General features: G+C 72.4%; 10 protein-coding genes and 2 tRNA genes. 10 read left to right on the forward strand and 2 right to left on the reverse strand.

Annotation, left to right across the window (positions count from 1 at the left end; genetic code table 11):
* Positions 1-10 precede the first annotated feature (10 nt).
* From rsfS to ACZ607_RS01260, 5 genes are all read left to right on the forward strand, one after another.
* The gene (gene rsfS / locus ACZ607_RS01240; protein ID WP_006124372.1) at positions 11-442 is read left to right on the forward strand and encodes a ribosome silencing factor; all 432 of its coding nucleotides are present in this window, start codon (positions 11-13) and stop codon (positions 440-442) included.
* Positions 439-1,092, forward strand: coding sequence for a histidine phosphatase family protein (locus ACZ607_RS01245; protein ID WP_469731817.1), 654 nt, complete (start codon positions 439-441; stop codon positions 1,090-1,092). The genes rsfS and ACZ607_RS01245 overlap by 4 nt, the downstream gene beginning before the upstream one ends.
* Positions 1,093-1,208: 116 nt before the next feature.
* Positions 1,209-1,281: transfer RNA gene (locus ACZ607_RS01250), tRNA-Ala, on the forward strand.
* Positions 1,282-1,763: 482 nt separating this feature from the next.
* Positions 1,764-1,997: a hypothetical protein gene (locus tag ACZ607_RS01255; RefSeq protein WP_033305681.1), complete on the forward strand. Its 234-nt coding sequence runs from the start codon at positions 1,764-1,766 to the stop codon at positions 1,995-1,997.
* Positions 1,998-2,159: 162 nt separating this feature from the next.
* Positions 2,160-2,232: transfer RNA gene (locus ACZ607_RS01260), tRNA-Ala, on the forward strand.
* Between the two features lie 90 nt (positions 2,233-2,322).
* Here ACZ607_RS01260 and ACZ607_RS01265 read toward each other — a convergent pair.
* Entirely contained in the window at positions 2,323-3,897 is a 1,575-nt protein-coding gene (locus tag ACZ607_RS01265; protein WP_469730532.1) for a ferredoxin, read from the reverse strand.
* Positions 3,894-5,162 carry a hypothetical protein gene (locus tag ACZ607_RS01270; RefSeq protein ID WP_469730534.1) on the reverse strand — a complete coding sequence of 423 codons (1,269 nt, stop codon included), beginning with the start codon at positions 5,160-5,162 and terminating at the stop codon, positions 3,894-3,896. The genes ACZ607_RS01265 and ACZ607_RS01270 overlap by 4 nt, the downstream gene beginning before the upstream one ends.
* Before the next feature lie 430 nt (positions 5,163-5,592).
* Here ACZ607_RS01270 and leuS point away from each other — a divergent pair, with 430 nt between their 5' ends.
* The 5 genes from leuS (at position 5,593) to ACZ607_RS01295 (ending at position 14,759) form a co-directional block, all read left to right on the forward strand.
* A complete protein-coding gene (gene leuS / locus ACZ607_RS01275) occupies positions 5,593-8,466 on the forward strand; it encodes a leucine--tRNA ligase (RefSeq protein WP_469730536.1) in 2,874 nt (957 codons plus the stop codon).
* A 195-nt stretch (positions 8,467-8,661) separates the two neighbouring features.
* The gene (locus tag ACZ607_RS01280) at positions 8,662-9,369 is read left to right on the forward strand and encodes a hypothetical protein (RefSeq protein ID WP_469730537.1); all 708 of its coding nucleotides are present in this window, start codon (positions 8,662-8,664) and stop codon (positions 9,367-9,369) included.
* A 311-nt stretch (positions 9,370-9,680) separates the two neighbouring features.
* Positions 9,681-10,526, forward strand: coding sequence for a DegV family protein (locus ACZ607_RS01285; RefSeq protein ID WP_469730539.1), 846 nt, complete (start codon positions 9,681-9,683; stop codon positions 10,524-10,526).
* 787 nt (positions 10,527-11,313) lie between these two features.
* The gene (locus ACZ607_RS01290) at positions 11,314-12,054 is read left to right on the forward strand and encodes a ComEA family DNA-binding protein (RefSeq protein WP_469730541.1); all 741 of its coding nucleotides are present in this window, start codon (positions 11,314-11,316) and stop codon (positions 12,052-12,054) included.
* Positions 12,051-14,759 carry a ComEC/Rec2 family competence protein gene (locus ACZ607_RS01295; protein ID WP_469730543.1) on the forward strand — a complete coding sequence of 903 codons (2,709 nt, stop codon included), beginning with the start codon at positions 12,051-12,053 and terminating at the stop codon, positions 14,757-14,759. Before ACZ607_RS01290 ends, ACZ607_RS01295 begins: the two co-directional genes overlap by 4 nt.
* Positions 14,760-14,770 lie beyond the last annotated feature (11 nt).

Raw genomic sequence — 14,770 nt, forward strand, 5'->3', positions numbered from 1 at the left:
AAGCCTGCATGTGACCGCCACGGACCGCTCCATCGAGCTCATCAACGCCGCCGCCCAGGCGGCGGCCGACCGGCTCGCGCACGACATCATCGCCTACGACGTCAGCGACGTGCTGTCGATCACCGACGCCTTCCTGCTGGCCTCGGCTCCCAACGACCGCCAGGTCAAGTCGATCGTCGACGAGATCGAGGAGCGGCTGCAGAAGGAGCTCGGCGCCAAGCCGGTACGCCGCGAGGGCGACCGCGACGCCCGCTGGATCCTCCTCGACTACGTCGACATCGTGATCCACGTCCAGCACAGCGAGGAGCGCGTGTTCTACGCGCTCGAGCGCCTGTGGAAGGACTGCCCCGAGATCGCCCTCCCCGAGGACGCGGTCAAGACCCGGGGCAAGGCCGAGGAGCACGCCCAGCTCAACGGCGGCACGGAAGGTGACCAGAGCTGAACGGCCGTAGCAGCGGCAGGGGCCGCAAGATCGTCCTCTGGCGGCACGGTCAGACGGCGTGGAACCTGGAGCGCCGCTTCCAGGGGTCCACGGACATCGAGCTGACCGAGACCGGGGTGGGCCAGGCCCGCCGCGCCGCCAGACTGCTCGCCTCGCTGCAGCCGGACGCGATCGTGGCGTCCGACCTGCGGCGTGCGGCGGCCACGGCTGCCGAGCTCGCCTCGGTCACCGGCCTGGACGTCGCACACGACGCCGCGCTGCGTGAGACGTACGCGGGCGCCTGGCAGGGCCTCACGCACGAGGAGATCGTCGGGCAGTACGGCGAGCAGTACGCCGCGTGGAAGCGTGGTGAGCCGGTCCGCAGGGGCGGCGGTGAGCTGGAGACCGAGGTCGCCGACCGCGCGGCCCCGGTCGTCCTGGAGCACGCGGGCAAGCTGCCCGAGTCGGGCACGCTCGTCGTCGTGAGCCACGGTGGCACCATCCGGACGACCATCGGCCGGCTGCTCGGTCTCGAGGCCCACCACTGGGAGGGACTCGGCGGGCTCTCCAACTGCTGCTGGTCCGTGCTGGGTGAAGGCGCGCGCGGCTGGCGCCTGCTGGAGCACAACGCCGGGACGCTCCCCGAACCCGTGCTCGGCGACGACGACTAGCGGGCGCCCGGAGGCCCGCTGCGGGCGGCGGGGGCCGGATTTCACTTTCCGGCTCGTCGCAGGCTAAAGTTCTTCTTGTTCGCAGCGCGGAAACGCAGGGAAACACAGCGAACAGCGGGGCTATAGCTCAGTTGGTAGAGCGCCTGCATGGCATGCAGGAGGTCAGGAGTTCAATTCTCCTTAGCTCCACAGTCGAGATCCCGTCCCCGGCAGGGGGCGGGATCTTTTTTGCCGGTCTCGCGATCCCGTGCGCCGGTGCGCGCCGGTCGCGCCTCAACTGCCCTGGCCCGCCTGGCACAAGGGCCGACAGGGCGCTCCGGGCCCTTCTCCGCAGGTACGCGGGCCGGTCCGGTGCCTCTTCTTCAGGACAAAGGCGCGCGGCAGGGCTCTCGTCGGGCTGACCCTCTTGCGGCGCCATGGCAGAATCGGAGCGCCGGAGGGGGCGACGGACCGATCGGGAGGGAGCGCGATGCCTGCGAGCCGCGTACGGGCCCCGGGCCTGCTCCTTACCCCCACCGCGACCCACCGCACCGGCCGTCACCGATCCGCCACTCACGGCTCCACCACTCACGGCTCCACCACTCGCGGCTTCACCGTGAGCCGTTCTCCTGGCGCCCCGCAAGAGGGCTCCCTCGCGTGCACGGCCTGCGGCCACCCCCGGAGCTGACCGGATGGGTGCACACAGGCGGAAGTGCGACTGGTGCGGCAGCGGTACGCCGATCGTCCGGGACATGGACCCCGTCAACGCGGAGTTCCAGTACTGGTGCGAGGAGTGCGCGCGGGCGCTGATCATAAAAGGGGACCCCATCGAGACGTACAGGGAGCTCGAGGGGGAGCCCATCTACGGCCGACTGCTCGAGGAGCACTGCACCCTCAAGCGGTTCTACTCCTTCGCCACGGCCTGACTCCGGTCCCCGGGCGGGCTGTTCGGGGCCGGAGCAACCGCTGGTCGGAGCGGTTCGCAGCGGTCATGAGCGGGCGGAGTGGAAACGATTTTTGATGGGCCGGGGGGACCGTGTAATGTTCTCGATGTCGCCAGGGAAACCGGGCGGCGAACACCACAGCACGGGGCTATAGCTCAGTTGGTAGAGCGCCTGCATGGCATGCAGGAGGTCAGGAGTTCAATTCTCCTTAGCTCCACGGGCAAGAAGCGGGTCATCCGAATCGGATGACCCGCTTCTTCGTTTGTCGTGCCCGTCACATCCAGGTCGCCGCCACGGTGCCGGCCGGTCAGCCGCGTCCGCTGCCCAGGGCCCTGCGCTGGGCGCTCGGCAGCGCGGGGCGTTCGGCGGGGGCCTGTTCGATGCGGAGGGCCAGCGCGGGGCACCGCCGTACGGCACGCTGGGCCCTGCCCCGCAGATGCATCGGAACGGCCGCGTCCGCGAGGGCCGGATAGCCGTCGGGGCCCAGCCTGATCAGCTCGGGAGCGATGTCCGCGCACAGCCCGTGCCCCTGGCAGAGCGTCCAGTCCACCGCCAGCTTCTCGCCGCTCGGGATGGACTCCTCCAGGTCCTCGTAGCCGGGGGACGGCAGTGGCAGCACCCCGAGCGTCTCCCGCCCGCAGCCGCCGTCCAGCACATGCGCCGCCAGGTCGTCGGTGAACGCCGACAGGGTGGAGGCCAGGAAGCGGGCGGATCCGTCCGGGTGCTTGCACGCCCCGCGGCCCTTCACCGCCTGGGTCACCTCGCGGAGTGCCTCCAGGGCGGCCGGGCCACCGCCGTTCAGCACGTCGGAGAGGCCGCCCGCCGCCGCGGGCAGCCCCAGCTTGCAGGGGCCGCACTGGCCCGCGGTCTCGGCGGCCAGCCAGTTCGCGATCCTCAGCGACTCACCGATCGGGCAGGTCTCCGGCCCGATGGGCAGGATGGCGCCGGCGCCGAGCGCTCCGCCCGCCGCGGCCAGGGACGCTCTGGAGACCATGGCGTCGTGCGTGGCGACCGCGTCGATCCAGTTGCCGTGGTAGCCGCCGGTGAGCACACCCTGGGGCAGCGGCGGGGCGCCGGCCAGCTGCAGGACGTAACGCAGGGGCACGCCGGTCGGCACCTCGATCACCATCGGGCGCGCCACGGCCCCGGAGACCGTGAGCAGGACCGTACCGGGTTCGTCCGGGAGGCCGGTGTGGCCGTAGCGACGGGAGCCGAGCCGTGCGGCGACCGCCAGCTGTGCGTACGTCTCCGCGTTGGACAGGAGGGTCGGGGCGCCGCCCACACCGGACTCGGCGGCGCGCTCGCGCCGTCCCGGGGGCAGGGCGGGGCCGCCGTTCACGGCACGGATGACCGCGGAGGCCTCGCCGGAGACCATGCGCTCCGGGGTACGCACCACCCGCGCGCGGAGATGCTGTCCGCGCCGGTCGGACAGGCCGCGTTCGGCCAGGGCGGACCGCACGGAGATCTCCGTGGAGTTACGCGTCACCGCCACGACCAGCGTGCGCGCCCCGAGAGCCTCAGCGGCGAGCAGCGCGCCGTCGAGGATGAGGTGCGGGGTGCGGTTGAGCAGCACGGTGTCCTTGCGGCAGGCGGGCTCGCCCTCACTGCCGTTGATCACGACGACGGGCCGTACCCCGCGCCGTATGGAGGCCTTCGCCACGGCGCGGAGTTTCCTGCCGAAAAGGAAGCCCGCGCCGCCCCGGCCGCGCAGCGAGATGGACTCGGCCAGTTCGGCGAGGCGCTCGCCGGTCATCGGTTCGAGCGGGCCGTGCACCTTCAGGTGCATGGCGAGGTCGAGGCGTTCCACCAGGTCGAAGCCGGTGGTCAGCTGGGGGAGTCCGACGACACGGACCTCGGGCACATCGGGGAGGGGGACGTTCACGGTCGGTCTCCTGCCGGTGCGTGCCAGGGCTCTCCCGCCGGGGGCGGGTAGAGCGGACCCGGCAGCTGCTCGGTCTCCTGGCCGGAGACGGAGCCGGAACCTGGGGGTGGGGTGTACGGGGCCCTGGGCGCCTGCGCGGGAGGCGCGGGGGACGGGGTGGGCCAGCGGCTGTCCGTGCGCTCCGGTGGCCTGCCGGAGGGCCGGGAGACGGCGCGGTACGCCGCGGAGATGCCGGGCCGGGGACCTGCGGGAGCCGGGGCCGGAACCGCGCCCGGGGTGAGCCGCTCGGAGCTGCGCGGCGGGGGCTCGTACAGGGGTGGTTCGTACGGTGACGGTCCGTAGGGCTGCTGTCCGTGCAGCGGCCGGGCGTACGGGTCGTCGGCGGGCGCTCCCGGTGGCGGTGCGGAGAGGGTCCTGGGGCGGACCGGGGTCCCGAGTGCGCCGTGGTCGTCGCCCCAGCCCGGGGCATCGGGCGGGAGACCCCGGCCGGCCGGTGGGGAGGCGTGCTCAGGTCCGGGGAGCGGGGACGTGCGTATGACCGGATCGGGTGCGGGAGGGGCGTCCGTGCCGATCAGGCCGGTCACCAGGTCGGTGAGCCGGCGCCTGGTCGGGCCGGGAAGCAGGCGGAGGGCCAGCGCCGCGGCCACCGCCGTCAGGCAGAGCATGTACATCACGACGACCCAGGTCGCGGGCTGCCGGCCGGCGTACAGGCCGTGCACCAGGGCGGCGCACCAGGCGGGGTAGGCGAGCGCGTGCAGTGCACGCCAGCGGCCCGCGATCCTGCCCGGTGTGGCGAAGGCGCTGCGCATGGCGCCGGTCGCCGCGGCGATGATCATCAGCAGCCCGGCGAGCGAACCGAAGCCGATGAGACCGGCCGTGCCGCTCACGCCCGTGCCGAAGGGTATGAGGGCGCCGAGCAGTCCGACGTGGCCGAGGGCGACCTTCACCGTGCCGTGCAGCAGGAGGAAGCCGAGTGAGGTGACGGCGGTGGCCCGGTGGATGCCCTGGCAGATGAGCCGCTGGCGGGTCGAGAGGAAGACCCGGTCGGTGGCCAGCAGGCCCCAGGCGACCGCCGCGGTGAGGGAGACCAGCGTCAGGACGCCGGTCGTGAAGTCGAACGTGGCACGCATGCCGTCGCTCCCGGCGACGGCGAGCAGAGGGATGAGCACCAGTGCCGCGACGGTCAGCCCGCCCTGCACCGGGCGGCTGATCTCCGGGCCGGTACGCATGGAGGGGGACGAGCGGATCCTGCGATGAGGCTTCATGGGGGGCGACTCCGAATGGCTCGGCAAAGCGGTCCCGTTGCCGCATGCTAGGTCGCCGTTTACCGGCCGGTACGAGGTTTGAACTGTTGCCCCGATAGGAGGCAGTACGCGGAGTAACCCCCGGAGTGTGTGGGTCGTGTGGAAGATCTGCGTGGATCACGTGCCTTCCGGGCGCGGAGCGGCCGGGGCCGCCGGAGCCTCCCGGGCACGTATCTGCCGGACCGGGCGCCGGGCCCGTGCGGTACCCTGACGCCATGCGTGCCGTACGCCTTCTGCTTAGCGAGCCGCGCTGATCATTCCCGACCGGTGAGAATGCCTGGTCGGACTCGGCGCGGCGTCCCCTCCTGTGCGAGGGGATTTTTCGTTTCCGTAGACGTGTGTCCGTAGACGTGGGCGCCGGCAGATGACGATCGATGGAGCTTTGAGAATCATGAGCGAGACGAACACCGCGGCCGAGGTGGCCGCGCCGCACCGCTACACGGCAGCGATGGCCGCCGACATCGAGGCACGCTGGCAGGACTTCTGGGACGCCGAGGGTACGTACGAGGCGCCCAACCCGACCGGTGATCTGGCGGGCGACCCCGAGCTGGCCGCCAGGCCGAAGAAGTTCATCATGGACATGTTCCCGTACCCCTCGGGGTCCGGTCTGCACGTCGGTCACCCGCTGGGCTACATCGCCACCGACGTCTACGCCCGCCACCAGCGGATGACCGGGCACAACGTCCTGCACACCCTGGGCTTCGACGCCTTCGGCCTGCCCGCCGAGCAGTACGCCGTGCAGACGGGCACGCACCCCCGGACCTCCACCGAGGCCAACATGGAGAACATGAAGGTCCAGCTGCGCCGGCTGGGCCTGGGCCACGACAAGCGCCGCTCGTTCGCGACGATCGACGCGGAGTACTACCGGTGGACCCAGTGGATCTTCCTGCAGATCTTCAACTCCTGGTACGACACCGAGGCCGACCGGGCCCGCCCGATCGCCGAACTGGTCGCGCAGTTCGAGAGCGGTGAGCGTCCCGTCCCCGGCGGCGGCGAGTGGGGCGCGCTGAGCGCCGCCGAGCGCGCCGACATCCTGGGGCAGTACCGCCTGGCGTACGCCTCGGACGCCCCGGTCAACTGGTCGCCCGGGCTGGGCACCGTGCTGGCCAACGAAGAGGTGACGGCCGACGGCCGCTCCGAGCGCGGCAACTTCCCGGTCTTCAAGGCCAAGCTGCGCCAGTGGAACATGCGCATCACCGCCTACGCGGACCGGCTGCTGGACGACCTGGACGGGCTGGACTGGCCCGAGGCCATCAAGCTGCAGCAGCGCAACTGGATCGGCCGTTCCGAGGGTGCGCGCGTCGACTTCCCGGTGGACGGAGCCGGTGACATCACCGTCTTCACCACCCGGCAGGACACCCTGTTCGGCGCCACGTACATGGTGCTGGCGCCCGAGCACGAGCTGGTCGAGCGGATCATCCCCGCCGCCTGGCCCGAAGGCACCCACCCGGTGTGGACCGGCGGCCACGCGAACCCGGCCGAGGCCGTCACCGCGTACCGCAAGCAGGCCGCGGCCAAGTCCGACGTGGAGCGGCAGGCGGAGGCCAAGGACAAGACCGGTGTATTCACCGGCGCCTACGCCACCAACCCGGTCAGCGGCGAGAAGGTGCCCGTCTTCATCGCCGACTACGTCCTGATGGGGTACGGCACCGGCGCGATCATGGCCGTACCGGCGCACGACGCGCGCGACTTCGCCTTCGCGCGCGCCTTCGAGCTGCCGATGCGCTGTGTCGTCCAGCCGTCGGACGACCGCGGGACCGATCCCTCCACGTGGGACGACGCCTTCGGCTCGTACGAGGCGAAGCTGGTCAACTCCGCCAATGACGAGATCTCGCTGGACGGCCTGGGTGTCGTCGACGCCAAGGCGAAGATCACCGAGTGGCTGCAGGCGCACGGCGTCGGCGAGGGCACCGTCAACTTCCGGCTGCGCGACTGGCTGTTCAGCCGTCAGCGCTACTGGGGCGAGCCCTTCCCGATCGTGTACGACGAGGAGGGCATCGCCCACCCGCTGCCCGAGTCGATGCTGCCGCTGGAGCTGCCCGAGGTCGAGGACTACTCGCCGCGGACGTTCGACCCGGAGGACGCCGACACCCAGCCCGAGACACCGCTGTCCCGGAACGCCGACTGGGTCAACGTCACGCTGGACCTGGGCGACGGAGCTGGTCCGCGGAGTTACCGCCGCGAGACCAACACCATGCCCAACTGGGCCGGTTCCTGCTGGTACGAGCTGCGCTACCTGGACCCGACCAACGACCGGCAGCTGGTCGACCCGTCGATCGAGCAGTACTGGATGGGCCCGCGCGAGGGGCAGCCGACGGGCGGTGTCGACCTGTACGTCGGCGGCGCCGAGCACGCCGTGCTGCACCTGCTGTACGCCCGCTTCTGGTCGAAGGTGCTGCACGACCTGGGCCACATCTCGTCGGCCGAGCCGTTCCACAAGCTGTACAACCAGGGCATGATCCAGGCCTTCGTCTACCGCGACGCCCGGGGCATCGCCGTCCCCGCCGCCGAGGTGGAGGAGCGCGACGGCGCCTTCTACTACGAGGGCGAGAAGGTCAGCCGTGTCCTGGGCAAGATGGGCAAGTCCCTGAAGAACGCCGTGACGCCCGACGAGATCTGCGGCGAGTACGGCGCGGACACCCTGCGGCTGTACGAGATGGCCATGGGACCGCTGGACGTCTCGCGCCCCTGGGACACCCGGGCCGTGGTCGGTCAGTTCCGGCTGCTGCAGCGGCTGTGGCGCAACGTCGTCGACGAGGAGACCGGTGAGGTCACCGTCGTGGACACGGAGCCCGCCGAGGACACCCTGAGGGCACTGCACAAGGCCATCGACGGGGTCGGCCAGGACATGGCGGGGATGCGCTTCAACACGGCGATCGCCAAGGTCACGGAGCTGAACAACCACCTGACGAAGGCGGGCGGTCCGCTGTCGAGGTCGGTCGCCGAGCAGCTGGTGCTGCTGATCGCGCCGCTGGCACCGCACGTGGCGGAGGAGCTGTGGCGCAAGCTGGGCCACACCGGGTCCGTCGTCCACCAGGACTTCCCGGTCGCCGACCCGGCGTACGTCGTGGACGAGACGGTGACCTGTGTCGTGCAGATCAAGGGCAAGGTCAAGGCCCGTCTGGAGATCGCACCGTCGATCTCGGACGAGGACCTGGAGGCACTGGCCCTGGCCGACGAGAACGTCGTCGCCGCACTGGGCGGGGCCGGGATCCGCAAGGTGATCGTGCGGGCGCCGAAGCTGGTCAACATCGTTCCCGCGTAGCGGTCCGGGTGAGCCCGGGGACGTTCGCCGAGCGTGCCAGGGCCTTCTCCCAGGGGCAGGGCCCTCCCTCCGGGGCAGGGGTTTCCCTTACGGGCAGGTTGGGGGTTCCGGTGGAACCCTCGGCCTGCCCGTTCCGTTTACGGTAGAAGGGGCGACCGCACGCGGGCGGCCGATCCGACAACCCGAGGGGCGTTCATGGAAGCCGTGATCCTGATCCTGACGCTGCTGTTCGTGGCCTTCATGGCGCTCGGGGTGTACGCCGGTGTGAAGACCGTGCGCGCGGCCAAGCGCGGTGTGGACCGGACGATCACACAGGCGCGCCGCTCCGTCGAGGACACCACACTGCGGGCCAAGAGCTACGGCCAGCCGGGCGTCCCGGGGGAGCTGGCGCAGCTGAGGCTCACGTTGCGCACCTCGATGAGGGCCACCCAGGACGCGCTGAACGCCGCGATGGCGGAGGACACCTCCCTCTCGGAGTCGCTGGGGCTCTTCGAGCGCCTGAGCGCCCACGGCCGCGAGCTCGACGACGAGCTCAAGCGTCTGGAGCGCGAACCGGACCGGGCGACGGTGGCCACGCTGCTGCCGGGGCTGAAGGAGCGCACGGAGCGCATCACGCATGCGGCGGAATCGCTGCGCTGGGCGGCGCGCGACCGGGCCAGGCGGTTCGCCGACGACGACCTGGCCGCGCTCAACGCGCAGATCGACCTGGAGGCCGGGGCGCTGCGTCACTGGACGACAGAGGAGCCGGCCCAGGGGCGGGACGCGCGGGGGCCGGATACGGCGGGGCACAGCTGGAGCGGGCCCGCCAACGAGGCGACACCGCCGTCCCTGACTCCTCCGGACCCGAGACTGCGCGGGGGCTATCCGTGGCAGAAGTCGGCCAGGCCGGAAACGACGAACTGACGCGCACCGGCCGCGAGTGCACACGGACTGCGCTCGGTGCGGGCCGGGGACGTGTCCGGGCGTGCCCTGAACCGCTCCGGGGACCGCGGTGCGCCGGGGGGTGGGGACGGGCCGCCTGAAGCGTGTCGAGGGTTGAGGATGGATGCGGGCCCCCTGGAGCGCGTCGAGGATGGATACGGGGCCTTCGAGGTGCGTCGAGGATGGATACGGGTCGCCCGAGGTGCGTCGAGCGCGGAAACGGGCACCCGTAAATGATCAGCAAACCGGTCCCGGGCTGCCGTGCCCCCGCCCCGGAAGGTAATCTCCGGCTCATGTCCCGCCATGTCGCGATCGTCACCGATTCAACGGCCTACCTGCCGCCCCAGACGATGGAACGGCACGGGATCACCTCGGTGCCGCTGACCGTCGTCCTGGGGGACCAGGCACTGGAGGAGGGCACGGAGATCTCGGCCAGGTCGCTGGCGCTCGCCCTGCAGAAGCGCCGCTCGGTGACCACGTCACGGCCCGGCCCGGAGGTGTTCGCCGCCGCGTACCGCGCCGTGGCCGAGACAGGGGCCACCGGCATCGTCTCCCTCCATCTGTCGGCCGAGTTCTCCGGGACCTACGACGCCGCCGTGATCGCCGCGAAGGACGCGCCCATTCCGGTGCGTGTCATCGACACCGGAATGGTCGCCATGGCCCTGGGGTTCAGTGCGCTCGCCGCGGCCGAGGCCGCCGAGGCGGGAGGCGGCCTGGACGAGGCGGTCGCGGCGGCCGAGAAGCGGGCGGCCGACACGTCGGCGTTCTTCTACGTCGACACGCTGGACTACCTGCGCCGGGGTGGGCGTATCGGAGCCGCCCAGGCGCTGCTGGGGTCGGCGCTGGCCGTCAAGCCGCTCCTCCAACTCGACGGGGGACGCATCGAGATGCTGGAGAAGGTGCGCACGGCGTCCAAGGCGATCGCGCGGCTGGAGGAGATCGTCGCCGAGCGGGCCGGTACGGGCGCCGTGGACATCGCCGTCCATCATCTGGCAGCTCCGGACGGTGCCGAGCGTCTGGCGGAGCGGCTGCGGGCGCGGGTTCCGGGACTCGTGGACCTGCACGTGAGCGAGGTGGGCGCCGTGATCGGGGCGCACACGGGGCCGGGGCTCCTGGCAGCGGTGATCGCGCCGCGCTGAACCTCACTCCTGCGGGTGGCGCACTTATCCACAACTAGCGAGTTATCCACCGTAATTGGGGCAGCTCAGCGGAATTTCCTGGATGTGTCTAGCGTCCTGAGGCATGACCTCCCGATCGCTTCTCGCCACCTCCCACCGCGCCGCCGACCAGCAACGCCCGGGCGGCGGCACCATGAGTCCACCCGCGCCGCACCGGTCTGCCGGCCTGTCCTCCCACGAAGCCCGGCCCGCGGGCCTTCCCTCGCACGAAGCCCGGCCCAAGGGTCTTCCCTCGCACGCGGCTGTGCCTGCGGACCTGCCCGCGCATGCGGCCATGGACCCGCCCGTACCGGGTGTGCACCGGGGCGCGCATCGCATCGCACGACGCGCGTCCCATGGCTCCGGCCCGGCTGAGCGCCTCAGGAACAGGCCCGGTGTCCGTCCCGGTGGAGCAGCCGGTACGTCGCCCGGCACCGCGTCCGGCGCACGGCACGGGCGAAGGCGGCGGACCGCGCGGGGGGCCGACGCCGAGATCGCGGCAGCTTCCCGCCTCCGCGCGGACGCGCTCATGGCGGGCGAGCCGGCGCCGGCCGCTCCCGTGTCCAGGCCCGTCGCCGCAGCCAGGCCTGCTGAGGCAACGGCGACGGGCGCGGCTGCGGCGCTGTCCGGCGGCCCCGGGCGTACACGGGCGACACCTTCCTGGGCGGTTGCCTCACCAGCGCCCTCGACGCCCGACGCGGGCGCCGTGGGGGCCTCTCCTGCTGAGCCCGAACACCCGCTGCGTCGCGCAGCGTCCGGCGGGCCCGATGTGCGGAGGCCGTGGTGGCGGGAGGCGGGGCCCGCGCTGCGGGACCGGTTACCTCTGTGGGTACAGCTGCGGTGCGGCCTGGAGCCACGCGCGCTCGCCGCCCTCGCCGTTGTGCTGGTCGGGGCCGCGGTGTTCGCCGGCACACACTTCTGGTCGGCACGCCCCGAGCCCGTACGAGCTCCGGATCAGGTCACGGAGGCCGCCGCGGTCCAGGAAGACGGATCGGAACCCGCCGGCGCCCAGTTGCCGGGGCCCACGCCCGCGCCGGGCGCAGGCTCACCGGCCGGCGCCGCATCCGGCGGACAGATCATCGTCGATGTGAGCGGCAAGGTGCGCCGTCCCGGGATCCAGCATCTGCCGGCAGGCTCCCGCGTCGAGGACGCCCTGCGCGCGGCGGGAGGGGCCCGTGAAGGCGCCGATCTCACGACGCTCAACCGGGCGCGTGTCCTGACGGACGGTGAGCAGGTCGCGGTGGGGCTGCCGGGCGCCCCGCCACCCCCAGGCGGAACAGGGGCCGGCGGCGCGGTGGCGGGGCGAGCCGGGCCAGGGGCGCCGGTGAGCCTCGGTACAGCCACCGCCGAGCAGCTCGAAACCCTGCCCGGAGTCGGACCGGTGCTCGCCCAGCACATCATCGACTACCGCACCGAACACGGGGGATACCGCTCCGTCGACGAGCTCCGCGAGGTCGACGGCATCGGAGACCGCCGGTTCGCTGACCTCCGGCCGTTGGTCACGCCATGAACGGCCCTGACGTCCACACGGATTCGGGCCGGCGGCTGGGTGTCGCCGAACCACGACAGGAGGCGCCGGTCGATCTGCGGCTGGTCCCTCCCGCCCTCGCGGCGTGGGCGGCCTCCGCCCTGGCCCTGGGAGCGCCGGGCCGCTGGGTGGCCGCTGGGGCGTTGCTCTGCGCATGTGCGGGTCTGGGTTGCCTCATCGCCGTACCCCGGGTCATGGCGCGAGCACGTACTCGGGACGTGTCGGGGCGCGGAGGCCGGGTGGGCCGGGCAGGACAGGCGGGCCCAGCTGGGGGCGCGGGCCCAGCTGGGGGCGCGGACCCGGCTGGGCGCGCGGTTCGGTCGGGGCAAGGGGGCCAGGCTGGCTCGGCGGGGCAGGCGGGTCCGGGATGCGGGGTTCCAGAGGCCGGGGCCCCTGGGGCTTCAGGGGTGGTGAGACTGCCCCGGCGCGCGGGGACGCGTACCACGGCCGTGGCCGCGGTGCTGCTCTGCGCGGCCGCAGGCGGTGCGGCGGCCGGGCTCCACAGTGCGGATTCCCGCAGCGGCCCCGTCCCCGATCTCGCGGAGTCCTACGCGCGGGTCGTGGCGGAGGTGACCGTCACCTCCGATCCCCGGAAGACCCGTCCGCGTGTACGGGGCGATCACAGCACACCCGTATCCCTGCTTCTGGACGCCGAGGTCGACCGGCTGACCGCCCCCGACGGCACGGTCACCGAGCTCCGCACCCCGGTGCTCGTCATGGTCGCCCCGGGGAAGGCGGCGGCGCGGTGGCAGCGGCTGCTGCCCTCGACGGGGCTCCGTATCACGGGGCGGCTCGCGCCACCGCGTCACGAGGGGGAGCGCATCGCAGCGGTGCTCGGCACGGACGCCGACGCCCCACCGCGGATCACGTCGGAGCCCTCCCTCCTCCAACGTGCGGCAGGGCGGCTGCGGTCCGGGCTGCGGGAGGCAACCGACGGGCTCGACGCCGATGCGCGGGCTCTCCTGCCGGGGCTGGTCGTCGGCGACACCTCGCGGGTTCCGCCCGACCTGCACGACGCCTTCAAGGCCACCGATCTCACCCACCTGCTCGCTGTGTCAGGGGCCAACCTGTCGATCCTGCTCTTCCTCCTCATCGGTCCGCCAGGAACGGCATCGCGCAGCGAACGCCGTGGCTTGGCACCCCGCTTGGGCATTTCCCTACGCATGACCGCCCTGATCGGCGGAGGGGTCGCGCTCGCCTTCGTGATCGTCTGCCGCCCCGAGCCGAGCGTCCTGCGCGCGGCCGCCTGCGGCCTGATCACCCTGCTCGCCATCGGGACGGGTCGGCGGAGATCGCTGATTCCCGCACTGGCCGCCGCCGTTCTGCTGCTGGTGCTGTACGACCCGTGGCTGGCCCGCAGTTACGGATTCCTGCTGTCCGTGCTCGCCACGGGGGCTCTGCTCACCCTCGCGCCCAGGTGGAGCGATGCGCTTCAGCGGCGCGGGGTCCCGGCCCGGCTCGCCGAGGTGCTGGCCGCCGCGGGAGCCGCCCAGGCGGTCTGCGCGCCCGTGGTGGTGGTCCTGGCGTCGAGGGTCAGCCTGGTGGCGGTTCCCTGCAATCTGCTGGCCGAGTTCGCGGTGGCGCCGGCGACGGTCCTGGGCTTCGCCGCGCTCGCCGTGGCCCCCGCCTCGCTGCCGGCCGCCCGGGTTCTGGCCGAGGTCGCCGGCTGGCCGGCCGGGTGGCTCGCCTCCGTGGCCCGCACCGGAGCCGCGCTTCCAGGGGCGGAGGCCGACTGGCCGGGCGGCTGGCGCGGTGCGGCCCTGCTGGCCGCCCTCACGGCCCTGGTGGTGCTGTCGGCCCGCCGTCTGGCCCGCCACCCATGGGTCTGCTCCGCCGCCGCGCTCCTGCTGGTGCTCGTGGTGCTGAGACCCGTACCGCTCACCCGGTTCATGACGGGATGGCCGCCGCCGGGCTGGGCCTTCGCGCTCTGCGATGTCGGACAGGGGGACGCCATGGTGCTCGCCGCCGGGGAGGGCACGGGCGTGGTGGTGGACACCGGTCCTGAACCCCGCCTCGTGGACCGGTGCCTGAGTGACCTCGGCATCACCCGTGTCCCTCTTCTGCTGCTGACCCACTTCCACGCCGATCATGTACGCGGTCTGCCCGGTGTGCTGAGCGGCCGTGAGGTCGGCGCGATCCAGACGACCAGTCTCGACGAACCGCCGGACCAGGCGGCCTTCGTGAAGAGAACGGCCGCAGCGGCACGTATCCCGATGGTCCGGGCCGTTCCGGGGGAACGACGCCGGACGGGGCCCCTCGAATGGCAAGTGCTCTGGCCCGCCGCCGACGTGCCAGGGGCAACAACACCGGTCCATGTGACCGAGGAGCCCAACGATTCCAGCGTCACACTCCTCGTCCGGTCCGGCGGCCTGACCCTTCTGCTCCTGGGTGACCTCGAACCGCCGGCGCAACAAGGCGTGCTGCGCAGCCATCCGGCACTGCCACGGGTGGACGTGCTGAAGGTCGCGCACCATGGTTCCGGCCATCAGGACCCCGGGCTCCTGCGCAGCGCACACCCGAGGTTCGCGCTGATCAGCTGCGGCACGGACAACCCGTACGGGCACCCGGCGGCCCGTACGCTCGAAGCGCTCGAGGCGACGGGCGCGAAGGTCCTGCGCACCGACATCCATGGTGCGATCGCGGTGACAGGTTCAGGCACGGGGCTGCGCGCGGCAGGCCGCTCATGATCGAGATCGAG

The organism is Streptomyces sp. NPDC104381 (genome assembly GCF_055583745.1).

Coding starts and splice junctions, on each gene's coding strand:
- leuS (WP_469730536.1), top strand. CDS start 5,593: ATGAGCGAGACGAACACCGCGGCCGAGGTGGCCGCGCCGCACCGCTAC.
- ACZ607_RS01270 (WP_469730534.1), bottom strand. CDS start 5,162: ATGAAGCCTCATCGCAGGATCCGCTCGTCCCCCTCCATGCGTACCGGC.
- ACZ607_RS01255 (WP_033305681.1), top strand. CDS start 1,764: ATGGGTGCACACAGGCGGAAGTGCGACTGGTGCGGCAGCGGTACGCCG.
- ACZ607_RS01280 (WP_469730537.1), top strand. CDS start 8,662: ATGGAAGCCGTGATCCTGATCCTGACGCTGCTGTTCGTGGCCTTCATG.
- ACZ607_RS01295 (WP_469730543.1), top strand. CDS start 12,051: ATGAACGGCCCTGACGTCCACACGGATTCGGGCCGGCGGCTGGGTGTC.
- ACZ607_RS01285 (WP_469730539.1), top strand. CDS start 9,681: ATGTCCCGCCATGTCGCGATCGTCACCGATTCAACGGCCTACCTGCCG.